General features: G+C 62.4%; 28 protein-coding genes. 14 read left to right on the top strand and 14 right to left on the bottom strand.

All coding sequences use genetic code 11. The annotated features are described in order from the left end of the window. Positions 1 to 26 precede the first annotated feature (26 nt). On the top strand, positions 27 to 953 hold the full coding sequence (gene argF, locus CUV01_RS02865; protein ID WP_101459144.1) for an ornithine carbamoyltransferase: 927 nt from the start codon (positions 27 to 29) through the stop codon (positions 951 to 953). Positions 954 to 1,046: 93 nt separating this feature from the next. Here the strand turns inward: argF and CUV01_RS02860 are convergent, their stop codons facing one another. Further along, positions 1,047 to 2,642 carry a phosphoenolpyruvate carboxykinase gene (locus CUV01_RS02860; RefSeq protein ID WP_101459143.1) on the bottom strand — a complete coding sequence of 532 codons (1,596 nt, stop codon included), beginning with the start codon at positions 2,640 to 2,642 and terminating at the stop codon, positions 1,047 to 1,049. Positions 2,643 to 2,836: 194 nt separating this feature from the next. On the opposite strand from CUV01_RS02860, the gene CUV01_RS02855 reads away from it, so the two are divergent. The 6 genes from CUV01_RS02855 to CUV01_RS02830 all read left to right on the top strand — a co-directional run bounded on the left by CUV01_RS02855 (position 2,837) and on the right by CUV01_RS02830 (position 6,085). Continuing rightward, positions 2,837 to 3,265, top strand: coding sequence for an HPr kinase/phosphorylase (locus CUV01_RS02855; protein WP_101459142.1), 429 nt, complete (start codon positions 2,837 to 2,839; stop codon positions 3,263 to 3,265). A 33-nt stretch (positions 3,266 to 3,298) separates the two neighbouring features. Then, on the top strand, positions 3,299 to 4,261 hold the full coding sequence (rapZ, locus tag CUV01_RS02850) for an RNase adapter RapZ (protein ID WP_101459141.1): 963 nt from the start codon (positions 3,299 to 3,301) through the stop codon (positions 4,259 to 4,261). Between the two features lie 28 nt (positions 4,262 to 4,289). Then, the gene (locus CUV01_RS02845; RefSeq protein WP_101459140.1) at positions 4,290 to 4,685 is read left to right on the top strand and encodes a PTS sugar transporter subunit IIA; all 396 of its coding nucleotides are present in this window, start codon (positions 4,290 to 4,292) and stop codon (positions 4,683 to 4,685) included. After that, positions 4,682 to 4,960 carry an HPr family phosphocarrier protein gene (locus CUV01_RS02840; protein WP_101459139.1) on the top strand — a complete coding sequence of 93 codons (279 nt, stop codon included), beginning with the start codon at positions 4,682 to 4,684 and terminating at the stop codon, positions 4,958 to 4,960. The genes CUV01_RS02845 and CUV01_RS02840 overlap by 4 nt, the downstream gene beginning before the upstream one ends. Before the next feature lie 9 nt (positions 4,961 to 4,969). After that, on the top strand, positions 4,970 to 5,584 hold the full coding sequence (locus CUV01_RS02835; RefSeq protein ID WP_101459138.1) for a TetR/AcrR family transcriptional regulator: 615 nt from the start codon (positions 4,970 to 4,972) through the stop codon (positions 5,582 to 5,584). A gap of 93 nt (positions 5,585 to 5,677) precedes the next feature. Then, complete coding sequence (locus CUV01_RS02830; protein WP_101459137.1) at positions 5,678 to 6,085, top strand: DUF2852 domain-containing protein; 408 nt, start codon at positions 5,678 to 5,680, stop codon at positions 6,083 to 6,085. Between the two features lie 80 nt (positions 6,086 to 6,165). Here CUV01_RS02830 and betC read toward each other — a convergent pair whose 3' ends face one another. The 9 genes from betC to CUV01_RS02785 all read right to left on the bottom strand — a co-directional run bounded on the left by betC (position 6,166) and on the right by CUV01_RS02785 (position 13,879). Continuing rightward, on the bottom strand, positions 6,166 to 7,635 hold the full coding sequence (betC, locus tag CUV01_RS02825) for a choline-sulfatase (protein WP_101461816.1): 1,470 nt from the start codon (positions 7,633 to 7,635) through the stop codon (positions 6,166 to 6,168). A gap of 20 nt (positions 7,636 to 7,655) precedes the next feature. Continuing rightward, positions 7,656 to 8,585 carry a choline ABC transporter substrate-binding protein gene (choX, locus tag CUV01_RS02820; protein ID WP_101459136.1) on the bottom strand — a complete coding sequence of 310 codons (930 nt, stop codon included), beginning with the start codon at positions 8,583 to 8,585 and terminating at the stop codon, positions 7,656 to 7,658. A gap of 81 nt (positions 8,586 to 8,666) precedes the next feature. Continuing rightward, positions 8,667 to 9,542, bottom strand: coding sequence for a 3-hydroxybutyryl-CoA dehydrogenase (locus CUV01_RS02815; protein ID WP_101459135.1), 876 nt, complete (start codon positions 9,540 to 9,542; stop codon positions 8,667 to 8,669). Between the two features lie 283 nt (positions 9,543 to 9,825). Continuing rightward, positions 9,826 to 10,752 carry an electron transfer flavoprotein subunit alpha/FixB family protein gene (locus CUV01_RS02810; RefSeq protein WP_101459134.1) on the bottom strand — a complete coding sequence of 309 codons (927 nt, stop codon included), beginning with the start codon at positions 10,750 to 10,752 and terminating at the stop codon, positions 9,826 to 9,828. Further along, the gene (locus tag CUV01_RS02805; protein WP_101459133.1) at positions 10,752 to 11,510 is read right to left on the bottom strand and encodes an electron transfer flavoprotein subunit beta/FixA family protein; all 759 of its coding nucleotides are present in this window, start codon (positions 11,508 to 11,510) and stop codon (positions 10,752 to 10,754) included. The genes CUV01_RS02810 and CUV01_RS02805 overlap by 1 nt, the downstream gene beginning before the upstream one ends. Positions 11,511 to 11,630: 120 nt before the next feature. Then, on the bottom strand, positions 11,631 to 12,203 hold the full coding sequence (locus tag CUV01_RS02800) for a cob(I)yrinic acid a,c-diamide adenosyltransferase (RefSeq protein WP_101459132.1): 573 nt from the start codon (positions 12,201 to 12,203) through the stop codon (positions 11,631 to 11,633). Then, positions 12,203 to 12,403 carry a twin transmembrane helix small protein gene (locus CUV01_RS02795; RefSeq protein ID WP_101459131.1) on the bottom strand — a complete coding sequence of 67 codons (201 nt, stop codon included), beginning with the start codon at positions 12,401 to 12,403 and terminating at the stop codon, positions 12,203 to 12,205. The genes CUV01_RS02800 and CUV01_RS02795 overlap by 1 nt, the downstream gene beginning before the upstream one ends. Positions 12,404 to 12,427: 24 nt before the next feature. Then, a complete protein-coding gene (locus tag CUV01_RS02790; RefSeq protein WP_101459130.1) occupies positions 12,428 to 13,252 on the bottom strand; it encodes an SDR family NAD(P)-dependent oxidoreductase in 825 nt (274 codons plus the stop codon). A gap of 93 nt (positions 13,253 to 13,345) precedes the next feature. Further along, positions 13,346 to 13,879 (bottom strand): SH3 domain-containing protein, encoded by a 534-nt coding sequence (locus CUV01_RS02785; RefSeq protein ID WP_101459129.1) that lies wholly within the window; start codon positions 13,877 to 13,879, stop codon positions 13,346 to 13,348. Positions 13,880 to 14,007: 128 nt separating this feature from the next. Between CUV01_RS02785 and parC the strand changes: the two genes are divergently transcribed. Then, entirely contained in the window at positions 14,008 to 16,227 is a 2,220-nt protein-coding gene (gene parC / locus CUV01_RS02780; protein WP_101461815.1) for a DNA topoisomerase IV subunit A, read from the top strand. Between the two features lie 96 nt (positions 16,228 to 16,323). Here the strand turns inward: parC and CUV01_RS02775 are convergent, their stop codons facing one another. Further along, positions 16,324 to 17,451: an aminotransferase class V-fold PLP-dependent enzyme gene (locus CUV01_RS02775; RefSeq protein WP_101459128.1), complete on the bottom strand. Its 1,128-nt coding sequence runs from the start codon at positions 17,449 to 17,451 to the stop codon at positions 16,324 to 16,326. 116 nt (positions 17,452 to 17,567) lie between these two features. On the opposite strand from CUV01_RS02775, the gene CUV01_RS02770 reads away from it, so the two are divergent. Next, on the top strand, positions 17,568 to 18,536 hold the full coding sequence (locus CUV01_RS02770; RefSeq protein WP_101461814.1) for a threonine dehydratase: 969 nt from the start codon (positions 17,568 to 17,570) through the stop codon (positions 18,534 to 18,536). Here the strand turns inward: CUV01_RS02770 and CUV01_RS02765 are convergent. Together CUV01_RS02765 and CUV01_RS02760 are read right to left on the bottom strand one after the other, a co-directional pair. Then, positions 18,513 to 18,764: a hypothetical protein gene (locus CUV01_RS02765; RefSeq protein ID WP_101459127.1), complete on the bottom strand. Its 252-nt coding sequence runs from the start codon at positions 18,762 to 18,764 to the stop codon at positions 18,513 to 18,515. The two genes, CUV01_RS02770 and CUV01_RS02765, sit on opposite strands and share 24 nt — an antisense overlap. Positions 18,765 to 18,804: 40 nt before the next feature. Further along, on the bottom strand, positions 18,805 to 19,236 hold the full coding sequence (locus CUV01_RS02760; protein WP_101459126.1) for an Lrp/AsnC family transcriptional regulator: 432 nt from the start codon (positions 19,234 to 19,236) through the stop codon (positions 18,805 to 18,807). Positions 19,237 to 19,367: 131 nt separating this feature from the next. On the opposite strand from CUV01_RS02760, the gene CUV01_RS02755 reads away from it, so the two are divergent. From CUV01_RS02755 to CUV01_RS19990, 5 genes are all read left to right on the top strand, one after another. Continuing rightward, entirely contained in the window at positions 19,368 to 20,522 is a 1,155-nt protein-coding gene (locus tag CUV01_RS02755) for a type III PLP-dependent enzyme (RefSeq protein WP_101461813.1), read from the top strand. 34 nt (positions 20,523 to 20,556) lie between these two features. Beyond that, on the top strand, positions 20,557 to 21,681 hold the full coding sequence (locus CUV01_RS02750; protein ID WP_232962451.1) for a DUF2235 domain-containing protein: 1,125 nt from the start codon (positions 20,557 to 20,559) through the stop codon (positions 21,679 to 21,681). Positions 21,682 to 21,764: 83 nt separating this feature from the next. Further along, positions 21,765 to 22,301 carry an FAD-dependent oxidoreductase gene (locus CUV01_RS20000; RefSeq protein WP_232962449.1) on the top strand — a complete coding sequence of 179 codons (537 nt, stop codon included), beginning with the start codon at positions 21,765 to 21,767 and terminating at the stop codon, positions 22,299 to 22,301. Between the two features lie 60 nt (positions 22,302 to 22,361). Then, the gene (locus CUV01_RS19995; protein WP_232962447.1) at positions 22,362 to 22,646 is read left to right on the top strand and encodes a hypothetical protein; all 285 of its coding nucleotides are present in this window, start codon (positions 22,362 to 22,364) and stop codon (positions 22,644 to 22,646) included. 18 nt (positions 22,647 to 22,664) lie between these two features. After that, on the top strand, positions 22,665 to 22,943 hold the full coding sequence (locus tag CUV01_RS19990) for an FAD-dependent monooxygenase family protein (protein ID WP_232962445.1): 279 nt from the start codon (positions 22,665 to 22,667) through the stop codon (positions 22,941 to 22,943). Between the two features lie 21 nt (positions 22,944 to 22,964). Here the strand turns inward: CUV01_RS19990 and metF are convergent, their stop codons facing one another. Further along, a complete protein-coding gene (metF, locus tag CUV01_RS02740) occupies positions 22,965 to 23,843 on the bottom strand; it encodes a methylenetetrahydrofolate reductase [NAD(P)H] (protein WP_101459125.1) in 879 nt (292 codons plus the stop codon). Between the last annotated feature and the right edge of the window lie 71 nt (positions 23,844 to 23,914).

Here is a 23,914-nt window from a genome sequence, read left to right as displayed (position 1 = left end):
GGCCGTAACAGAAGAAAGCCCATCAGATGAAACACTTCCTTGATATTCACAAAACCGATCAGGCCGATCTGCGCGCCATCATCGACAAAGCCCGCGCCATCAAAACCGCGCGCAACGGTCGCCCAAAGGGGACGCCGGATGATGATCAGGTGCTGGCCGGGCAGATGGTGGCACTGATCTTTGAAAAGCCCTCGACCCGTACCCGCGTCAGCTTTGATGTCGGTGTGCGCCAGATGGGCGGGCAGACCATGGTGCTGTCAGGCTCCGAGATGCAGTTGGGCCATGGCGAGACCATCGCCGATACCGCGCGCGTGCTGTCGCGCTATGTCGATCTGATCATGATCCGCACCTTTGAAGAACAGACCCTGCTGGATATGGCCGAGCATGCGACGGTGCCTGTTATCAACGGGCTGACCAACCGGACCCATCCCTGCCAGATCATGGCTGATATCATGACCTTCGAGGAACATCGCGGTCCTATTGCCGGCAAAAAGGTCGTCTGGTCGGGCGACGGGAACAATGTCTTTGCCAGCTTCGCCCACGCAGCCGGGCAGTTCGGCTTTGACCTGACCTTTACCGGCCCCGAGACGCTGGATCCGGAAAATGTCTGGATGGATTATGCTGCAGGCAAGGGCCATCCTGTCACCATCGAGCGTGACCCGGCCAAGGCCGTTGACGGGGCCGATCTGGTCGTCACCGACACCTGGGTCAGTATGCACGATCCACAATCCGCCCGCGAACGTCGGCACAACCAGTTGCGCGGCTATCAGGTAAACGAGGCGCTGATGGCGCGGGCCAAGCCCGATGCGCTGTTTATGCATTGCCTGCCTGCGCATCGCGATGACGAGGCAACCAGCGCAGTCATGGACGGCCCGCATTCGGTTATTTTCGACGAGGCCGAGAACCGTCTGCACGCGCAGAAGGCGATCATGCGTTATTGTCTGGGTGTCTGAGTGTTTGGCACAATGACGGGCGGCCAAGGCCGCCCGACGTGACAAAAAACCCGCGCGGTGGCGCGGGTTTTGGTTTTCTTTGGGCTGGGGCGATCAGCCGATGGCGGCAGCGCGAACGTCGTCGTCGATACCGGGCAGGTATTGCTCGAAATTGTCGCTGAACATCTGCACCAGCTTTTCGGCCTGCCGGTCATAGGCTTCGGGATCAGCCCAGGTCCGGCGCGGGTCCAGCAGCACATCCGAGACACCCGGCACGCTGACCGGAACATCAAAGCCGAAGTTCGGATCGCGGCGGAACTGCGCGTCGTTGAGGCTGCCATCCAGTGCCGCCGACAACAGGGCGCGTGTGGCCACGATCGGCATGCGCGAGCCGGTGCCATATGCGCCGCCGGTCCAGCCGGTGTTGACCAACCAGCAAGTCGCGCCTGTCTGCGCGATCTTTTCCTGCAGCAGCCTGCCGTATTCCTCGGGGCGGCGCGGCATGAAGGGCGCACCGAAACAGGTAGAGAAGGTCGGGATCGGCTCGGTCACGCCAACCTCGGTCCCTGGCGTTTTCGAGGTAAAGCCGGACAGGAAGTGATACATGGCCTGAGCCGGTGTCAGCCGCGCAATGGGCGGCAACACGCCATATGCGTCGCAGGTCAGCATGATCACGTTCTTCGGATTGCCGCCGATGCTGGTCTCCGAGGCGTTCGAGATTGCCTCCAGCGGATAGGCGCAGCGCATGTTATCGGTGATCGAGTTATCCTCGAAATCCAGTTCCAGCGTTTCCTGGTTGTGAACCATGTTTTCGATGACCGTGCCAAAGCGCGTGGTGGTGGCAAAGATCTCGGGCTCGGCCTTGGGCGACAGGTTGATGGTCTTGGCGTAGCAGCCGCCTTCGAAGTTGAAGATGCCGCGATCTGACCAGCCATGTTCATCATCGCCGATCAGCACGCGTGACGGTTCGGCAGACAGCGTGGTCTTGCCGGTACCGCTGAGGCCAAAGAAGATGGCGACGTCGTCTGCATCGTCGGGCGCGTGATTGGCGCTGCAATGCATGGGCATGACGCCTTTTGCGGGCAGCAGATAGTTCAGCAGCGTAAAGACCGATTTCTTGTTCTCGCCCGCATAGGCGGTATTGCCGATCAGGATGAGCTTTTTCTCGAAATTGAGGGCGATCACGGTTTCGCTGCGGGTGCCGTGGCGGGCCGGATCGGCCTTGAAGCCGGGGCAGTTGATGATGGTGAATTCGGGGACAAAGCTTGCCAGCTCTTGCGCTGCGGGGCGACGCAGCAGGTGACGGATGAACAGCCCGTGCCAGGCCATCTCGGTCACCACACGCACATCAAGCCGCAATTCCGGATCGGCGCCACCGAACAGGTCCTGCACGAAATAGTCGCCGCCTTTCATATGGGCCAACATGTCCTGATGCAGCAGGTCAAAGGCTTCGGGCGTCATCGGTGCGTTGTTTTCCCACCAGATACTGTCTTCGACATCGGCCGTGCGGACGACGAACTTGTCTTTGGGTGAGCGGCCGGTATGCTTGCCGGTTTGCACCAGAAAGGTGCCGCCAAGGCCCAGTTGGCCTTCGCCGCGGGCGATGGCCTCGTTCATCAACGCGGGTTCAAGCAGGTTGTAATAGACCCGTCCCAGCCCTTCGATTCCCTGATCCTCAAGTCGACAATTCGGGTTCACGCGCGTGGTCATCTGTGCTTGGCTCCGTGCAACTGTGATAAGGCGGTTCCTGGGTCCGCTTCGGTCGCTATAACATGGAGCGTTTATGAAGAAAGTCTTGGCAACCAGTCAGTTAGCGCAAACACCATATGTTATCGCCATCATTTCATTTTTCTGTCTCATTCCAGCGTGTCGGACGGATCGGGGACGTGGCCTGGCGGGCGAGAATGTCAGCTGATTCGGGCAGGCGGGTTCGCGGTAGCAGCGTTTTGCTGGCGGGGCAGGGTGTGTTGATCACCGGATCGTCGGGGGCGGGCAAGTCCTCGCTGGCGCTCGATCTCATGGCGATGGGGGCAGAACTGATCAGCGATGACTGGACCCTCGTGAGACGCAACGGATCAGAGCTGTTGGCCGAGGCGCCTGACGCAATAAGAGGGCAGATAGAGGCGCGCGGCATCGGCATACTGTCGGCCGAGCCCGCAGGTCCGGCGACGCTGGCCCTGGTGGTTCAACTGGGTGATCACGACGATCAGCGTTTGCCGCCCTTCCGAGTGACTGAAATTGCGGGCGTATCGCTGCCTCTTGTCAAAGCAACTTACCGGCCTCATCTTGGTGCTGCGCTGCGGCAACTGCTGATAGGAGGCCGTCGGGCCTGAGTGGCTGCAAAGCCGATGATGCAAAGGAGTGACATGACCAAGACCGACCCCCTGACCCCCGACCTGACAGGTGACTGCCGGAACGAGGGTGCGCAGAGGCTGGTTCTGGTCACAGGACCCTCGGGTGCGGGACGATCCACGGCCATTAACGTGCTGGAAGATCTGGGTTTCGAGGCGATCGACAATCTGCCGCTGTCGATGATCCCGCGTCTTCTTGACGGACCTGTCCGCCCGGTGCCATTGGCGTTGGGTCTGGATGTGCGAAACCGCGATTTTTCGGCATCGAATGTGATCGAGTTGATCGACGCGCTGACGCGCAACCCGGACTTTGCCCCTGAAATTCTGTATCTCGACTGCGCGCCCGGCACTCTGGTGCGCCGCTACAACGAGACCCGCCGCCGGCATCCTTTGTCCGTTGATGGTGCGCCATTGGACGGCGTCACGGCGGAAATTGATCTGCTGGCGCCCATTCGCGTGCGCGCAGACGTGCTGCTGGATACAAGCGATCTGTCGCCGCATGACCTCAAGGAAGAATTGGCGCGCTGGTTTGCCTCGGATGAGAATACGCGCCTGACGGTTTCGGTGCAGTCCTTTTCCTACAAAAGGGGCGTGCCGCGCGGGGTCGATGTCATCTTTGACTGCCGTTTTCTGGCCAACCCGCATTGGCAGCCGGAATTGCGGCCATTGGATGGGCGCGACGTCGCGGTCCGCGATCACGTCATGGCCGATGCACGCTATGCCGAGTTCTTCGAACGCGTTCGCGCCCTGATTGAATTCACCCTTCCTGCACATCTGGAAGAGGGCAAGACGCATCTGGCAATCGGCTTTGGGTGTACCGGAGGGCAACACCGTTCCGTCACATTGGTCGAAAACATGGCCGAGGCGCTTGCGAATGCCGGGTGGCGGGTGTCAAAAAGGCATAGGGAACTTGAACGCCGAGGTTCGGCGCCGGCACCTGCAAGCGAATCGGCCTCGGCCGGGCAGGGCGAAGCGTGACCCGGTTCGATTGCGTTGGTGGTACGGATTGATTGGAATAGTCATCGTGGCTCATGGTGGTTTGGCGCGGGAATACCTGTCCGCCGTCGAACATGTCGTGGGGCCACAGGTCGGCATCAGGGCCGTCACATTCGAGGCAGAGCATGATCGCGCCGAAAAGAAGGCCGAGATCATGGAGGCCGCCAATGCCGTGGACACCGGCGACGGTGTCGTCGTGGTGGTCGATCTGATCGGCAGTTCGCCCGCCAATCTGGCGCTGCCTGCCTGCGCCTTGCAGGACCGCACGATCATCTATGGTGCCAATATGCCGATGCTGCTGGCACTGGCCAAGTCGCGCAATCAGCCCATCGCCAAGGCCGTCGCCAAGGCCGAAGAGGCCGGGCGCAAATACATCAACTCGTATACAGTGCCCGTCGCGTCATGACTGCACCGATCACGCGCGATCTGACCATTATCAACGTCAAGGGACTGCATGCGCGTGCCAGCGCCAAATTCGTTGAATGCGTCGAGCGTCATGATGCGCAGGCGCAGGTAACGCTGGATGGCATGACCGTTTCGGGCGATTCGATCATGGGGTTGCTGATGCTGACCGCTGGACGCGGCACGACCATCAGCGTCACCACCTCTGGTGCCGATGCCGCCCAGTTGTCGGACGCATTGCAGGCGCTGGTCGCCGATTATTTCGGCGAAGGCATGTAGGGCCGCCGCTTGGCTGATCGCAAATCCTATCACCATGGCAATTTGCGGCAGGCGCTGGTCGATGCCACCGCTATATTGATCGAAGAGGTCGGGCCTCAGGCGTTTACCCTGACTGAGGCCGCCCGTCGCGCCGGTGTATCGGCTGCAGCGCCCTACCGACATTTCAAGGGGCGCGAGGATCTGCTGGAAGAGGTCGCCCGGCAGGGTTTCGTAGACTTCGCGGACAAGCTTGAGAAATCGCTGAATGGTGGCCGGCCCAACCCGATGGCGGCCCTGCTTCGGACGGGCCAGACCTATCTGGATTTTGCGCGCGAGCGTCCTGGCTTTTACATGGCGATGTTCGAATCGGGTATTTCGGTCACCGGCAATGCTGATCTGGCGCTGGCCTCGGACCGGGCGCATGGCGTTCTGGTGCGTTCCGCCGAGGCGTTGTTTGAAGACCTGCCCGAGGCAGAGCGCCCACCGGCACGCATGGTCGCCAATCATATCTGGGCGCTCAGCCACGGCGTCGTTGAATTGTTCTCGCGGGGCAAGCCCGGCGGTCGAACACCCATCGCTTCCTCAGAGATGCTGGAAAGCGCGGTTCTGATCTATCTGCGTGGTCTGGGACTGTTTCCCAGCTGATTCTTCGAAAAACTTGACCCTACGTCTTGAAGCTGGCTCAGTCGCACCCATTTATGTAAATGTGATTAACATAAACATGGAAAGGTCACAAAAATGCACAGTGCTTCGCAAGATTGGTCGGGGAGGTATCAACTGCCGCAGCACCGCGGCAACGGGCCGATAGGGCGCGCGCGCGATTGGCTGGATGAACGCGGCAAGCCTGCCTGGCTTGCGGCAATGATCCTTGGCTTCGTCGCGTTCTGGCCGATCGGACTGGCCATCCTGGGATACATGATTTGGAGCAAACGCATGGTGGGATGCAGCACACGCGGACACAGCCGCCGCTATAACGCCGCCTCGACGGGAAATGTCGCCTTTGACGCCTATCGCGAAGAAACGCTGAAACGGCTCGAGGATGAACACCGCGAATTCCGGGATTTTCTGGGCAAGCTGCGCGAGGCCAAGGACAAGGCCGAGTTCGATCAGTTCATGAACCAGCGCGGCGACAAGTCCGAGGATTGATCCGGCGATACACGGAATACGGGGGCCAGTTTGGCCCCCGCTTATTTATGCGCGTGATGACATCGCGGTGACCAGCGCATTCATTCCCCGCGCGGGAAACGCTTTGCTTCTTCCAGCATGTTCAGATCCATATGGTTGCGCATATAGCGTTCAGATGCCTGCATCAGTGGCTGGTGGTCCCACGGATAATAGGCCCCGTTCCGCAACGCCTCATAGACGATCCAGCGCCGGGCCTGCGACTGGCGCACCTCGGCGTCATAGGCCGGCAAATCCCACCGCGCGGCCGCCATCTGGCGGAAATGGTCCAGCCGTTCGGCATGGTCCGGGTCGCCGGCAAGGTTCCTGCGCTCGCCGGGATCGGTCGACAGATCGAACAGCTGTTCGGGATCGGCGGGGCAGGCGGTGTATTTCCACTGCCCATCGACCAGCGCGATCAAGGGCGTGATGCTGCCCTCGGCGGCGTATTCCATCGCCACCGGCCCACGGCTTGCGCCGCCATCTGCCAGCGATTCCCCATCGGTCCAGGGCGCGATCTCGTCCATCGACAGCCCGACCAGATCGCACAGCGTCGGCAAGACGTCGATCGTGCTGACGGGCTGATCCACCCGACCCGCGGCCATGCCCGGTGCCGAGATCATCAGCGGCACCCGCGAAGAACCCTCGTAAAAGCTCATCTTGAACCAAAGCCCGCGTTCGCCCAGCATCTCGCCATGGTCCGACAGGAACAGGATGATCGCCTCTTGCCGGGTGCGGTCCAGCACATCCAGCACCTCGCCGATCTTGTCGTCGACATAGCTGATATTGGCGAAATAGCCCTGCCGCGCACTGCGGATATGGTCGTCGGTAATGTCAAACTCGCGCCAGTCGCAGGCATCCATCAGGCGCTGCGAATGCGGGTCCTGCTCTTCGTAGGGAATGCGTTCGGGCGCGGCCAGTTCGGGCGCATCCGCGTACAGATCCCAGTATTTGCGCCGCGCGACAAAGGGGTCATGCGGATGGGTGAAACTGACCGTCAGGCACCATGGCCGGTCGTCGCCCCCGCGCGACAGATCATAGAGTTTGCGGCAGGCGTTATAGGCAACCTCATCGTCATATTCCAACTGGTTGGTAATCTCGGCCACACCCGCGCCCGTGACCGAGCCCAGATTATGATACCACCAGTCGATCCGCTCGCCCGGTTTACGGTAATCCGGTGTCCAGCCGAAATCGGCGGGATAGACATCCGTCGTCAGCCGTTCTTCGAATCCGTGCAACTGATCGGGGCCGACGAAATGCATCTTGCCCGAGAGGCAGGTGTGATAACCCGCACGGCGCAGGTGATGCGCATATGTCGGGATGTCGGATGCGAATTCCGCGGCATTGTCATAGACTTGGGTGCGGCGCGGCAATTGGCCCGACATGAAGCTGGCCCGCCCCGGCGCGCATAACGGGCTGCCGGTATAGCAATTGGCGAAACGGGTGGACCGTTCCGCCAGGCGCCGCAGGTTCGGCGTGTGCAGGAAATCGGCGGGGCCGTCGGGGAAAAGCACCCCCGACAGCTGATCTGCCATGAGAATCAGGATATTGGGCTTCAACCTGCGATAGCGGCCTTGACCGCATCGGCACCCGGCTGCCCGTCCAGTGTGGTCACGCCATCAAGCCAGGGCGTCATCACGTCGGGGTTTTCGGCCAACCAGCCTGCAGCCGCGTCCTCGCCAGACATCCCGTCATCGAGGATCTTGGCCATCAACTGGTTTTCCATGCTGACATCAAAGGTCAGTTGGGTGAACAGTTTCGCAAGGTTCGGGCAGGACGCGGCCCATTCATCGCGCGCCACAGTGTGAACCGTCGCGCCGCCGAAATCGGGGCCGAATTGTTCATCGCCGCCCGACAGATAGGTGATGTCGAAATTCTCGTTCATCGGATGGGGTGCCCAGGCCAGAAACACGGTCGGCGTTCCACCAGCATCGTTGCGCGCCAACTGCGCCAGCATCGCCTGTTCACCGGATTCGACCAGTTCCCAATCGCCCAGACCAAAGGCATCACTGTCGATCATCGACTGAATCGACTGGTTCGCAGGTGCGCCTGGCTCGATCCCGTAGATCTTGCCTTCAAAGGCATCCATCTGTGCATCCAGATCGGCAAAATCGGCGACGCCGGCCTCGGCACCCGGCGTCGTGACCGCAAGGGTGAACTTCGCGCCAGTCAGGTTCTGAACCAGTTCACTGACGGTGCCGGATGCATCCAGATCCTCGCGGAATTTGGCCTGCGCGGGCATCCAGTTGCCCAGAAAAACATCGGTGTCGCCGTTTTTCAGCGCCTCATAACCCACAGGCACAGACAGGGTGCTGATCTCGGGCTCATAGCCCAGCCCGGTCAGCAGCACGCTGGCGACGCTGTTGGTGGCTGTGATGTCGGTCCAGCCGGGATCGGACAGGCGCACCGTCTGACACTCTGCATCATCGGCAAAAGCAGGCGCGGCCAGCACCAGAAGCGTGGCCGTGATGGTGGTGATCTTCATGTTTCTATCTCCCCGTTCGGGCGCGCGGCCCGTGATCAGCAAACACCCATGCCGAGACCCTTGCGCAAACCGAAACGACCGCTAGCGTGTCGGAACCGGCACATCTCTGCGATAATCGTAAAATCCGCGCCCGGTCTTGCGACCCAGCCAGCCGGCCTCGACATATTTCGTCAGCAAGGGGCAGGGGCGATATTTCGTGTCGGCCAAACCGTCATGCAGCACGTTCATGATCGCCAGACAGGTGTCCAGCCCAATGAAATCGGCCAGTTCCAGCGGACCCATGGGCCAGTTGGCGCCCAGCTTCATCGACTGGTCGATGGACTTCACATTGCCGACGCCCTCGTACAGCGTATAGACCGCCTCGTTGATCATCGGCATCAGAATGCGGTTGACGATGAAGGCCGGGAAATCCTCGGCGCTGGCCGAGGTCTTGCCCAGTTTCTCGACCACTTCGTGCAGGGCGTTGTAGGTTGGTTCGTCCGTCGCGATGCCGCGGATCAGTTCGACCAGTTGCATGATCGGCACCGGGTTCATGAAGTGGAAACCCATGAACTTTTCCGGCCGGTCGGTACGGCTGGCCAGCCGGGTGATCGAGATCGAAGAGGTGTTCGAGGTCAGGATCGTCTCGGGCTTCAGATGCGGCAGCAGATCCTCGAAGATCGCCTGCTTGACGGTTTCGCGCTCGGTCGCGGCCTCGATCACCAGATCGGTCTGGCCCAGATCGCCCAGCTTCATCGTGGTCTTGATCCGGGCCATTGCGGCCTTTTTCTCGTCCTCGGTGATCTTTTCGCGACTGACCTGACGGTCCATGTTCGTGCCGATCAGGGCCACGGCCTTGTCCAGCGCCTCTTGGCTGATATCGGTCATCAGCACGTCATAGCCTGCCTGCGCAAAGACATGTGCGATGCCATTGCCCATCTGTCCCGCGCCGATCACGCCTACCGATTGAATCGCCATGTCGTCACATCCTCGATTGTTGGGGGCGACGATAGGGCGCGGAAGGGGGGCGTTTCAATGCGAAAACGACGCGAGGCCGTCAACCGCATCGGCGATCCAGTTCGGTGACAGTCGGGCCAACGGGCGTGTCACCATCCGCCAGCGCTGTTGATCGCCGTTCCCAAGAACTTTCAGGCCAGCTTTCCGCCGTTTACTGTCGCGCCTTCGATGCGGCTGCCCCGCCAAAACAAAAAACGCCCCGGCAAGACACCGGGGCGTTCTCTATAACTGGCTGTCGTTCAGCTTACAGCTTTTCGGTCAGTTCCGGGACGGCCTGGAACAGGTCTGCGACAAGGCCATAGTCCGCGATCTGGAAGATCGGGGCTTCTTCGTCCTTGTTGATGGCGACGATGACCTTGCTGTCTTTCATCCCGGCCAGATGCTGGATCGCACCCGAGATGCCGACGGCGACATACAGATCAGGCGCCACGACCTTGCCCGTCTGGCCAACCTGCCAGTCGTTCGGGGCATAGCCGCTGTCGACCGCTGCGCGGGATGCACCAACGGCGGCACCCAACTTGTCGGCCAGCGCCTCGATGATCTCGAACTGCTCTTTCGAGCCAACGCCGCGCCCGCCGGACACGACGCGACCGGCCGAGGTCAGCTCGGGGCGGTCACTTTCGGCGACCTCATCGCTGACCCATGACGACAGGCCCGGATCTTCCGCTGTGGCGGTGTCTTCGACCGAGGCCGAGCCACCGTCGCCTGCGCCATCAAAGCTGGCGACGCGGATGGTCATGACCTTCTTGGCGTCCTTGGATTTCACCGTCTGGATCGCGTTGCCAGCATAGACCGGGCGTTCGAACGTGTCGGCATCGACAACGGCCGACACATCCGAGATCACCATCGCGTCCAGCAGCGCGGCGACGCGCGGCATGACGTTTTTGGCGTCGGTGGTGGCAGGCGCGACGATGTGATCGTAATCGCCAGCCAGTGATACCAGCAGCGCGGCGGTCGGTTCGGCCAGACGGTGACCGTAAAGATCATCCTCGGCGACCAGAACCTTGGCGACGCCGTCGATCTTGGCAGCTTCTTCGGCGGCGGCTTTCGCGGATGCGCCGGCGCATAGCACCGTGACATCGCCCAGACCTTTGACCGCGTTCACGGCCTTGCCGGTCGCGTCGGCGTTCAATTCGCCATTCGTGACTTCACCCAGCAGCAGAACAGCCATTACACAACCCCCGCTTCTTTAAGTTTCGACACCAGTTCATCGACCGATTCCACCTTGATCCCGGCCTTGCGGCCCTCGGGTTCCTTGACGGAAACAATCTCCAGACGCGGCGAGACATCGACGCCGTAATCATCCGCCGTCTTCTCATCCAAAGGCTTTTTCTTTGCCTTCATGATGTTGGGCAGCGACGCATAGCGCGGCTCGTTCAAACGCAGGTCGGCGGTGACAATCGCCGGCATCTTGACGCTGATGGTCTGCAGACCGCCATCGACTTCGCGTGTTACCTTGGCCTGATCGCCATCGATTTCCAGCTTGCTGGCAAAGGTCGCCTGACCCCAGCCCAGCAGTGCCGCCAGCATCTGGCCGGTGGCGTTCATGTCGTTGTCGATCGCCTGCTTGCCGGCGATGACCAGCCCGGGCTGTTCCTCGTCGATCACGGCTTTCAGGATCTTGGCGACGGCAAGCGGCTCGATATCGGTATGCACGTCATCGGCGGCGACCACCAGAATGGCGCGGTCGGCGCCCATGGCCAGCGCCGTGCGCAGGGTTTCAGCGGCCTGCTTGACGCCGATGGAAACCGCGATGACCTCTTCGGCCACGCCTTTTTCCTTCAGCCGGATCGCCTCTTCCACGGCAATCTCGTCAAACGGGTTCATCGACATTTTAACATTCGCGAGATCAACACCGCTGCCATCGGACTTAACCTTGGCCTTTACGTTGTAATCAATCACGCGCTTAACCGGCACGAGGACCTTCATATGGTGCTCTCCCTTTCCTAGCGTCATCGGTTCGCCAACCGTGTTATCCGCCAGCGCCCATCAGTTACAGAGCGAAATTGCGCTAACAGTGCATGACGTTGCGTTTACGTTCACGTCAACCTAACGGCTGGCGCCCGGTACCCAAAGGATGTCGTCGCGCCCCCCGCCATTGGCGACGCGCCCGGCCACGAACAGCCAGTCAGACAGCCGGTTGAGATATTTCACTGCCACCGGATTGGCATCGCCCGATGCTGCAAGCTCGGTCGCGCGGCGTTCGGCACGGCGTGCGACGGTCCGTGACAGGTGCAGATAGGATGCCAGAACCGAGCCGCCGGGCAGGATAAAGCTGCGCAGCGGCTGCAGATCGGTGTTCATTGCGTCGATTTCGGTTTCCAGTCGGTCGACCTGCGGCTGAATGATGCGCAGCACCTCGTATCCGGCCTCTGCGTCAGCCGCCATGTTCGGGCGCGACAGATCGGCGCCCAGATCGAACAGATCGTTCTGAATGACCGAGAGTTGCGCGGCCAGATCACCCGTCGCATGCTGCCGGCAAAGGCCAAGCGTGGCGTTCAGTTCATCCACCGTGCCATAGGCTTCGACGCGCGGATCGTGCTTGGCCACACGGCTGCCATCGGACAGGGCGGTGTCGCCCTTGTCGCCGGTGCGGGTGTAAATCTTGTTCAAAACGACCATCAGGACGACCTCAGCCAGATGAATAACAGGATCAGGGCGATCGCGATTGCCTGCGCAATGATGCGCCAGCGCATCATTCGGTTGCCATGCTTGCGATTGAATTCGCCGCCCTTCGCAAAGCCGCCAATGCCGGTCATCAGAATGGCCACCACCGCCAGCAACGCCAGAAGGATGACATAGAACAGGGGATCGTCCCGCATGGGCCCTCGCTTTCGGTCGCGAGCCTATCCGCGCCGCGCGAACCAGTCCAGAGCGCGCGTCGGCAGAATTCGTCGTCCAATGCCCGAAATGCGCGTCGGTACTGTGACATAGTAGCGCGGCCGCGGGCGCGATGCCTCCAGGGCATGGGCGATGCGGGTGCTGACCGCTTGGGGCGGCAATTCAAAGCGGTCCTTTTTGGCGGCCGGTTCATACAGCCGTTTCAGCAGGGTATCGCGATAATCATCGGCCCGCGGGCTGGCCTGCCAGTTCACCCACCGCTCGAAATGCGGGATCGCGTTTTCACGGATGCGCGAGGCGATGGGGCCGGGTTCGATCAGCGAAACATGGATGGGCGTGTCGGCCAGTTCCAGCCGCATCACATCGGTCAGCCCCTCCAGTGCGAATTTCGTCGCCACATAGGGGCCGCGCCAGGGAATGCCGATCAGCCCCAGAACCGAGCTGATATTGACGATCCGACCGGCGCCGCGCTGGCGGAAATGCGGGATCAGCCGCACGGTCAGGTCATGCGTGCCGAAGAGATTGGCCTCGAAAATCGCGCGCAAGCCGTCGCGGGGAATATCCTCGACAGCGCCGGGCAGGGCGAAGGCAGCATTATTGACCAGCGCATCGACCGGGCCGCCTGCCAGCGCACCCGCCACGCAATCGGCGACGCTGGATTCATCGGCCAGTTCCAGATGCAGGCATTCCATGCCCTCTCCCTGACGTGCCGCGATATCTGCCTCGTCGCGGCAGGTGGCCACGACCTGCCAGCCCCGGTCACGCAGATGCCGCGCCGCGTCCAGTCCGATGCCGGATGAACAGCCGGTGATCAAAACCCGTCCCTGCATGATGAGAATGCCTCTTGCCAGTCACGCCAGTGGATAGGCGGCCTTGATGGATGATGAAAGGTCGGCGCATCGGAAAAGCACGACAGGCCGGTGTCAGTTGGGCCGGTCCGGCGACAGGAACTGCGCCGACATGTAGCCTTCGCGCCCCTGTGCGTCGCGCAATTGCATCCAGCCGCCGTCAGCCTGGCCAAGCGCCTCGACCGGGCTGCCCAGCAAAAGCGCCCCGATAACCCGGTCATTGGTCGAGGGACCGGCGCGGAAATTCACGCTGTTGCCGGTGACATACATGATCTGTGCGCCGCTTTGTTCCATCGCCTCGATCTTTGCGACCTCTGCCTGGCCTGCATATTCGGGCGAGGGGCGCAGCGCGGGGCCGGGAAAGCTCTGGACCTGTTCGGGTGTCTGCTGAACGGCCTCGGATGGAACCGCCGGCGCGCTGACTTCGCTGGCGACCGTTGTTGCCGCCGCGACCGTCTCTGGCGACGCATCTGCGGCGGTGGCTTCATCAGTGTCGCCGGCTGCTGCGGTCTCAGTGGCTGCGTTGAACGGTGCGTCGGGATCGGGGTCGCCAAACAGCGTCAATGCGGCAAACAGCCCAAGCACGGTCAGTATCGTCAGTCGAATCATCTTGTCTTATTCGTTCCCCGAGCCACTGCCCCCTATAACGCAGTTTCACACGGCCGTGTTCCGCCAGATACGAAACTGGGCAAATTTTCATGCTGGACCGGCGCGGCGCGTCGCCCTATCCAAGCGTCATGTCTGACGAATTGCCCCTTGATCCCGAACGCACCGAAGCCGAACCGCTAAGCCGCGCGATTGGCGAGCGCTATCTGACCTATGCGCTGTCCACGATCATGAACCGGGCGCTGCCCGATGCGCGCGACGGGCTGAAGCCGGTGCACCGCCGCATCCTGTTTGCGATGCGCGAATTGCGCTTGTCGCCCACTGGCGCGTTCCGGAAATCGGCCAAGATCACCGGCGATGTGATGGGCAATTATCACCCCCATGGCGATGCCGCGATCTATGACGCGATGGCGCGTTTGGCTCAGGATTTCGCCATGCGTTACCCGCTGGTCGACGGGCAGGGCAACTTTGGCAATATCGACGGCGATAACCCTGCCGCCGCCCGATATACCGAGGCTCGTCTTGATGCCTCTTCCGAGGCGCTGATGGAGGGGCTGGCCGAAGATGCGGTCGATTATCGCCCCAATTACGACGGCACGCTGGAAGAGCCGGTGGTTCTGCCCGCGGCCTTCCCGAACCTGCTGGCCAATGGCGCATCGGGCATTGCGGTGGGCATGGCGACCAATATCCCGCCGCATAACCTGCACGAGGTGATCGACGCCTGCCTGCATCTGATCAAGACGCCGGATGCGCGCGACGACACGCTGGCCACGATCATTCAGGGCCCTGATTTCCCCACCGGCGGGGTGATCGTCGAAAGCCGCGAATCGATGGCCGAGACCTATCGCACGGGTCGCGGCGCGTTCCGCCTGCGCTCACGGTGGGAACAAGAGGATCTGGGCCGCGGCCAGTGGCAGATCGTCGTGACCGAGATCCCCTATCAGGTCCAGAAATCCAAGCTGATCGAGCGTCTGGCAGAATTGATCCAGACCAAGAAGATCCCGATTCTGGCGGATGTGCGCGACGAATCCGCCGAGGATATCCGCATCGTTCTCGAGCCGCGCACCCGCGCCGTCGATCCCGAACAGATGATGGCGGCGCTGTTCAGGGTCAGCGATCTGGAAACCCGCTTCAGTCTGAACATGAACGTGTTGATCGACGGCCGCGTGCCCAAGGTCTGCTCGCTGAAAGAGGTTTTGCGCGCCTTTCTGGACCACCGCCGCGAGGTGCTGATCCGCCGCGCGAACTATCGGCTGGAAAAGATCGCGGCGCGGCTTGAGGTGCTGGAAGGCTATCTGATCGCCTATCTGAACCTCGACCGGGTGATCGAGATCATCCGCTATGAGGACGAGCCGAAATCGGTGATGATGGCCGAGTTCAAGCTGACCGAGGTGCAGGTCGAGGCGATCTTGAACATGCGCCTGCGCGCGCTGCGCAAGCTTGAGGAAATCGAGCTGCGCGCCGAGCGCGACCGCCTGATGGAAGAACGCGATGGCCTGTCGGCGATGCTGTCGGATGAGGGCGCGCAATGGTCGCGTATCGCGGATCAGTTGAAAGAGGTGCGCAACCTCTTTGGCAAGTCCAAGCCCGAAGGGCAGCGCCGCAGCCAGATCAGCGAGGCCGTCGAGGTCGAACCGATCGACATGGATGCGATGATCGAACGAGAGCCGCTGACCGTGATCCTGTCCAAAATGGGATGGATCCGCGCCATGAAGGGCCACCAGCCACTGGATGCCGAGGTCAAGTTCAAGGACGGCGACGGCCCGGGTCTGGCGCTGCATTCCGAGACGACCGACAAGCTGATGGTCTTTGCCTCGAACGGGCGCTTTTACACGCTGCCGTCCAATAATCTGCCCGGCGGCCGGGGCATGGGCGAACCGCTGCGCCTGATGATCGACCTGCCCAACGAGGCCGAGGTGATCGCCGTCTTCGCCTGGCGCCCTGACCAGAAATATCTGGTCGCGTCAAAGGCCGGCGATGGCTTTGTGGTCGTGGCCGGCGATATCCTGGCGCAGACCAAGACCGGCAAGCAGGTGCTGAACGGCGACGCGTTGCTGTGCCGGCCGATCAGCGGCGATCATGTCGTGACCGTGGGCGAGAACCGCAAGATGCTGGTCTTTCCGCTGGACGAGCTGCCGGAAATGGGTCGCGGCAAGGGCGTTCGCCTGCAAAAATTCAAGGATGGCGGTCTGTCGGATGCGACCTGCATCACGCTGGCCGAGGGGCTGCGCTGGCAGGAAACGGGCGGCCGCACCCGTACCGAGCCCGATCTGACCGAATGGCTGGGCAAACGCGCCAGTGCCGGTCGCATGGCGCCGCGCGGCTTTCCGCGCGACAATCGGTTCAACTAGGTCGGGTCTTGCATGGCGGGCCGCGTCGTGCGGAACGGCCCCGCTACTAGCGGAAACACCGCCGCGCGGACGCCCCCGCCCGTCTGCTGTGCCTGTTTATAGCAACTTGTCGACAGCCGGTCTCAGCCGGGCCAGCGTGGCGTCCACATCCATCAGCTTGTCCAACCCGAACAGCCCGATGCGAAAGGTCGAGAAATCCTCGCCCTCGCCAACCTGCAAGGGAACGCCTGCCGCGATTTGCAGGCCCTCGGCGGCGAATTTCTTGCCTGATTTGATGCCGGGATCGTCGGTATAGCTGACCACCACACCCGGCGCGCCAAAGCCTTGCGCGGCGACCGAGCGGATGCCCTTGCCAGCCAGCATCTCGCGCACGCTTTCGCCCAGCTTCCACTGCGCCATCCGTGCATTGTCAAAGCCCATCTCCTCGGTCTCGCGCATGGCTGCGTGCAGCGCCACCAGCGAATCGGTGGGCATGGTGGCGTGATAGGCGTGGCCGCCATCCTCATAGGCGGCCATGATCGCACGCCATTTCTTCAGATCCATGGCAAAGCTGTCGCTGCTGGTGTCGGGCAGGCGACGGGCGGCCTCGGGCGACAGCATGACCAGCCCTGCGGCGGGGGTGGACGACCAGCCCTTTTGCGGGGCCGAGATCAGCACATCGACGCCGGTTTCGACCATATCGATCCAGATCGCGCCGGAGGCGATGCAGTCCAGAATCATCAGCGCGCCAACGTCGTGGGCGGCGGCGGCCATGGCGGTGATGTAGTCATCGGGCAGGATCAGGCCGGCCGAGGTCTCGACATGCGGGGCAAAGACCACATTGGGCCGTGTCTCGCGGATACGGGCGGTGACCTCTTCGATTGGCGGCGGGGCATAGGCGGGCTGCGTCTGATTGCCCACGGGCCGGGCGTTGACGACGGTGGTTTCATCGGCAAAGCCGCCCGCCTCGAAAATCTGGGTCCAGCGATAGCTGAACCAGCCGTTGCGCAGGATCAGCGCATGGGCGCCACGGCCAAACTGGCGGGCGACGGCCTCCATCGCAAAGGTGCCGCCGCCGGGCACGATGGCGACCTGATCGGCGTTGTAGACCTCGCGCAGGCTCTTGGACAGTTCCCGCATGACGCTTTGGAATTTCTGCGACATGTGGTTCAGCGAACGGTCGGTGAAAACGACCGAGAATTCCTCCAGGCCATCTGGGTCGATATCGGGGCGCAAGCCGGGCATGGGCAGTCCTTTCCAGCGAATAAGCCCACAGGTTAGCGGTTGGCCGCGTGCCGGACCAGCCCGTCTTGTGTCGCAGATGGGCGCTGGCTAGGTTGGCCGCCAGAATGGGGGGCACGATGTTTGATCAGGAAGAATTGCGGCAGGCAGCGGAACTGGTTCACGCACATGTGCCGGCGACGCCGACCCATATGTGGCCGCAGCTATCAGCGCGATTGGGGTGCGAGGTCTGGGTAAAGCATGAAAACCACCTGCCCACGGGCGCGTTCAAGGTGCGTGGAGGCGTGACCTTCATCGACTGGCTGCGCCGCGAACATCCGGATTGTGCAGGCGTGATCACTGCCACGCGCGGCAATCACGGTCAAAGCCAGGCGCGGGCGGCGACACGTGCGGGGCTGCGGGCGGTCATCTATGTGCCGCATGGAAACTCGCCCGAAAAGAATGCCGCCATGCGGGCCTATGGCGCCGAGCTGCGCGAACACGGCGAGGATTTCGACGCCGCGCGCGAGGCGGCCATTGCTGCCGCCGAAGCCGAGGGCCTGTTCCCCGTGCCGCCCTTTCACCGTGAATTGGTGCGCGGCGTGGCGACCTATGGCTATGAGATGTTCAAGGACGCCCCGCCGCTGGACCGCGTCTATGTGCCCATTGGCTGCGGTTCGGGCATTTGTGGCGTGATCGCGGCGCGTGATGCGCTGGGGCTGACGACCGAAGTGGTGGGCGTCGTGGCCGAGGGTGCACCGGGCGCCTTGCTGTCGGTGCAGCAGGGTCAGCCGGTCACGACTGACAGCGCCACGACATTTGCCGACGGCATGGCGGTGCGCGTGCCTGTGGCCGAGGCGCTGGCGATCTATGGCAAGGGGGCCGCGCGGATCGTGGCCGTCAGCGACGACCAGATCGCAGAGGCCGCGCGGACGTTGTTCGCCGATACCCATAACATCGCAGAAGGTGCAGGGGCGGCCGCCCTGGCGGCGCTGATGGCAGAGCAGGATCAACAGCAGGACCAGCGCGTCGCGGTGGTTCTGTCCGGCGGCAATATCGACAGCGACAAGGCGGCAGTTCTGCTGTCAGGGGGCACGCCGCCCGCCTGAGCGGCGTGTCGGCTGGCGCAGAAACAGACTGTCGGCGCCGACGATCAGCAACAGATCCAGCAAACCCGCGGAAACGGTCGTCCACCCTGTCCAGATAGTCCCCTCGATTGGAAGCAGCGCCGGGATCACGAAAATCTGCCAGAGAACAAAGCTGCCGCTGCTCTGTTGGATCAGCGCGTCGCCCGGTGACGACGCAAGCACGGTCAGGACAAAGAGATTCCCGGCCATCGGATTATGATCGGCCCGATCTCGGACCCTCCCCGCAGCTTCAGATCGCGCGGTCCAGCTTGGTCGACAGATGAATCAGACTTTCCGATGAGCGCACCCCTTCCAGCCCGCCGATCCGGTCCAGCACATCGTCCAGCGCGCTGGTCGAGCCGGCAGCCACCTGCAAGGCCAGATCGACGCGGCCGCTGGTGGTGTGGATGCGCTCGACCTCTGGCAGGGTTTTCAACCGCGCCAGGATCGCGGCCAGGGATCGGGGCTCTATCACCAGCAGCACCGTCGCCCGGATCCGGGCCGAGCGCGCTGATTCGCCCAGACGCACGGTATAGCCAGCAATCGCGCCGCTGCTTTCCAATCTTTCCAGCCTGGCCTGCACAGTCGAACGTGCAACTTTCAGCCGCCGCGACAGCACCGCGACAGATATTCGTGCGTCCTGCGCCAATTGGGTGATGATGCTGCGGTCCAGATCGTCCATGAATGCCTCAATTTGCCAAGCTGGCGGGCGAATTAACTGAACTGTGGCACAATTCTACCATATTCATCAGTGAATTCGGAACCTATATGCGCCATTCTTGGTTGCGCGACCAGCAGAAGGAAAGGCCGCCCATGGGACAGAACAAGACCGTCTGGGAAAACCCCGCCGACATTATCCGCCATCAGCAACCCGACCATCCGGTCATGGCGTTCGCGCCGACCGTGTTGCAGGAGAATGCGCGGCGCTTTGTGGATGGGTTTCCGGGGCTGGTGACCTATGCGGTCAAATCGAACCCCGAAGAGGTCGTGATCCAGAACCTGCTGACGGCAGGCGTGCGCGGTTTTGACGTGGCATCGCCCTTTGAGATCGACCTGATCGGGCGGTTGTCGCCAGCGGCGGCGCGGCACTACCACAACCCCGTGCGCGCGGGCTGGGAAATCGACCACGCGGTCGCATCGGGTATCCGGTCCTGGTCAGTCGACAGCCGCTCTGAGTTGGACAAGCTGTTCGCGCGCGTGCCCACCGAAACCGATCGCGGGCCGGTCGAGATTTCACCCCGGTTCAAGCTGCCGGTGCTGGGTGCGGCCTATGATTTCGGATCGAAATTCGGGGCTACGCCGGAACTGGCGGCAGAGCTGCTGGCCGAGGTCGCGCGTCGCGGCTACACCCCGTCGCTGACCTTCCACCCGGGCACCCAATGCACCGACCCGATTGCCTGGGAAAGCTATATCGGGGTGGCGGCCGAGATCGCCCAGATGGCTGGGATAGACATCGCCCGGCTGAATGTGGGCGGCGGCTTTCCGTCGCATCGGGTAATCGGTGTCGAGCCCGACCTGCAGGCCATCTTTGACGAGATCGCCGATACCGCCGCCGAGGCCTTTGGCGCAAAAGTGCCCGATCTGGTCTGCGAGCCGGGCAGGGGTCTGTCGGCAGATGCCTATGCCCTGATCACGCGTGTAAAATCGGTGCGCGACGAAGGCGATCTGTTCCTGAACGATGGCGTCTATGGCGGTCTGACGGAACTGCCGATCATCGGCAATATCGACCGCTTGCAGGTGCTGACAGCGCAGGGCAAACCGCGTGAGGGCGATCCGCAAAGCCGCGTCATCTTTGGCCCGACCTGCGATTCGGTCGATCGTCTGCCGGGTGAAATGTCATTGCCTGCCGATATCGAAGAGGGCGATTACGTCATCTTTCATGGGACCGGTGCCTATTCGACGGTCACCAATACCCGGTTCAACGGCTTTGGCGCGATGACCCACGCGACCGTGATGAGTTTGACCTAAGGATTTCGCAAGATTCTCGTGCTAGCGTCGAGGGATGATGCCCGACTCGTCATCCCCCTCGCCACGTTCGCCCGTCACCCATGTGGTGATGATGGATGGCACATTCGCGTCGCTGGCCGAGGGGCAACGCAGTTCGATTGCGCGCATTCATGCCGTACTGCGCGGCAAGTATGGACCCCTGCCAGAGGGTGCCGGCCGGTTGCGCCTGCACTATGCCGCCGGGCAGCAGTGGAACCATTGGCGAACGATCCCCGAATTGGCCTCGGGCACAGGGATGGAGGCGCGTATCGGCGAGGCCTATGGCTGGCTCGCTTCGGGCTATGCGCCAGGCGACCAGATTTTTCTGCTGGGTTATTCGCGCGGTGCCTTTGCGGTGCGCAGCCTTGCCGGGATGATCGGCCGCATCGGTCTGCTGCGTGATCGCTACGCGACCGAGCGCCATATCCGTCTTGCCTGGCGCTACTATCAGGATGGTGGCGACGCAAAGATCATGGCCGCATTTCACAAACGGCGCTGCCACGCGCAGGTGCCGATCCGCATGGTCGGGTGTTTTGACACCGTGATGGCGTTGGGTATCCGGCTGCCGTTGTTGTGGATGCTGACCGAACCGCGCCATCGCTTTCATGATGCTCATCTGGGTGCGGATGTGGATTTCGGCTTTCAGGCATTGTCACTGGATGAGACGAGGGCGGCATTCGCGCCGCTGATATGGGATGATGCCAGTCAGGCAGGCCGGATCGAACAGGCATGGTTTCGTGGGGCGCATGCGGATATCGGCGGACAGTTATCGGGGCTGGAATTTGCAAGACCTTTGGCCAATATCCCATTGATCTGGATGATGGAACGGGCCGAGGCGGTGGGGCTGTCCTTGCCGCTTGGCTGGCGGCGGAACTTTGTGACCGACCCGACCGCGCCGTCGATTGGCAATTGGCGGCGTTGGGGCAAGGCGTTCCTGGCGCGAGCCTCGCGCACGGCGGGGCGCGAGGCGACCGAACTGCTGCACCCATCCGTCGCGCTGCCCTATCCCGGCCCGGCACTTTTGGTCCGCCATCTGGCCCGCTTCGCAGCACCTCGCCGGCGCAGATTGCGGAAGCCCAAACCTGCGCCTGTGACCGTCACAGGTCCCGATGCGGGGCCCGAGCCCGAGCAGCGGGTCTAGGTCCATCGCCACGCTACCGCGACCACCCGCCGGCTGGCAGATCGCGCGTTGTCTTTGGCAGCCCCGACCTACAAACCCGCGTGATGAAACTGCGAATCGCCATAACCGGGGCCGGTATCGGCGGCCTCTCTGCCGCTTTGCTGGCCCATGCCGAGAGCCATGACGTCACCCTTTTCGAGCAGTTCGATAGACCCGGCCCTGTCGGGTCTGGGCTGGTGATCCAGCCCGTAGGCCTTGCCGTGCTTGACCTGATCGGTGCGGGAGAGGAGGCGCGGGCGCTTTCCTGCCCTATACTCAGAATGTATGGCGACACGGCCAAGGGTGATCGGACGGTGCTGGATGTGCCCTATCCAACTGGCGCGCCCGGCCGTGCGTTTCAACGGGCGGGTCTGTTCGACCTGCTTTGGCGTCGGGTTACGGCGGTGGGCATTCCGACCGTCACATCGGCCCGTGTCACGGCAGCGCCGCTGGATCGCGACCGCCGGTTGATCCGGCTGGCGGATGGCCGTGCGTTTGGCCCTTTCGATCTGGTCGTCGATGCCGCCGGCGCCGGTTCGCATCTGTCACCCATTCAGACACGACCCCTGTCCTATGGCGCGATTTGGGGAACCGTGCCCTAGCCTGATGACGCCGCCCTGCCGCGCGACCAGTTGCGCCAACGCTATCGGCGTGCGGATCGCATGGTCGGCGTGCTTCCCGTGGGCAGCCTTCCCGATGATCCTCAGCCCATCGCGACGATTTTCTGGTCAATGGCCGTTGATCGGATGGCCGGGTGGGCTGGCAGTTCCATCGAAGACTGGAAGGCAGAGGCCGTATCGATCTGGCCCGAAATCTCGCCCTTCCTGCGCGGCATCACCCGCAACGATCAGTTGATCACGGTACGCTATACCCATGGGTCGCTATCGCGGCCCTATTCCCAGTCCATGGTGCATATTGGTGACGCCGCACATCGCGCCAGCCCGTAACTGGGGCAGGGCGCGAACATGGCCTTGCTGGATGCGCTTGCGCTGGTCATCGCGCTGCGTCAACCGCTGATCGATGCTTTGCCCGACTACGCGCGCATGCGCCGCTGGCATATCAGATCCTATCAGGCGTTCAGCGCGCTGCTGACACCGATGTATCAATCAAACTCGCATGCGCTGCCCTGGCTGCGCGATCATCTGATGGCGCCGATGGCCACCTGGCCCGTTGTGCGACCGATGCTTTCGCGGCTGGTTGCGGGTGATCTGTTGCCGCCGCTTGCGGGCGAACGGCAGCCCTGACACCCGGTCGGCTGCGCTGGCTCAGGCCACGGCCCTGAGTTCGCGCGTCGGCTGAACGCCCAGGGCGGCGCAGACATCGCGGGTCAGGCCCGGGCGGTTCAGCGTGTAGAAATGCAGCCGGTCCACGCCGCCGCGGATCAGATCATCGCACAACTCGGTGCAGATCGCGGTTGCCAGCAACTCTTCGCGGCCTTCGCCATCGCGGGCGGCGGCGGTAAAGGCCTCGTCCGCCCATTGCGGGACCGTCGTGCCGCACATCTTGGCAAAGCGCTTGGTGCCCGCCCAGCTTTGGACCGGCAGGATGCCCGGAATGATCGGGGCGTCGATACCTGCGGCCACGCATTTGTCGCGAAAGCGGAAAAATGTGTCCGCCTCAAAGAAGAACTGGGTGATCGCGCTGGTCGCACCGGCGTCGATCTTGCGCTTGAGCCAGTCAACATCGGCATCGGTTGAGGGGCTGTCGGGATGCGGTTCGGGATAGGCGCCGACGCGGATATTCATGTCGCCGCGCGCTGCAATCGCCTCGATCAACTCGATCGAGTTGGCAAATCCGTCAGCATGGGGGCTAAAGCCGTCCTGACCCTTGGGCGCATCGCCGCGCAGGGCCACGATTTCGCGTACACCGGCATCGGCATAGGATTGCACGATGGCCAATGTTTCCTCGCGCGAGGCGTCGACACAGGTCAGATGCGCGGCGACGTTCAGGCCATAATTCTTCTGGATCGTCGTCACCGCCTCATGGGTCAATTGCCGCGTGGTGCCGCCCGCGCCATAGGTGACCGAGACGAAATCGGGCTCCATCGGGGCCAGCGCGCGTGCGGTTTCCCACAGGGCAAAGGATGCTTCCAGCGTTTTGGGCGGGAAGAATTCAAAGCTGATTTTCGGCGTGCTGACGGTCATGGTGATTCCCCTTGTTGCAGCCCTTGTGCCACGTCGCGCGACGTGAGACAAATTCATGTTTCTCAAGATCG

Source organism: Paracoccus tegillarcae (assembly GCF_002847305.1).
Classification (GTDB): domain Bacteria; phylum Pseudomonadota; class Alphaproteobacteria; order Rhodobacterales; family Rhodobacteraceae; genus Paracoccus; species Paracoccus tegillarcae.
This window is presented reverse-complemented; position numbering and strand designations above follow the sequence as displayed.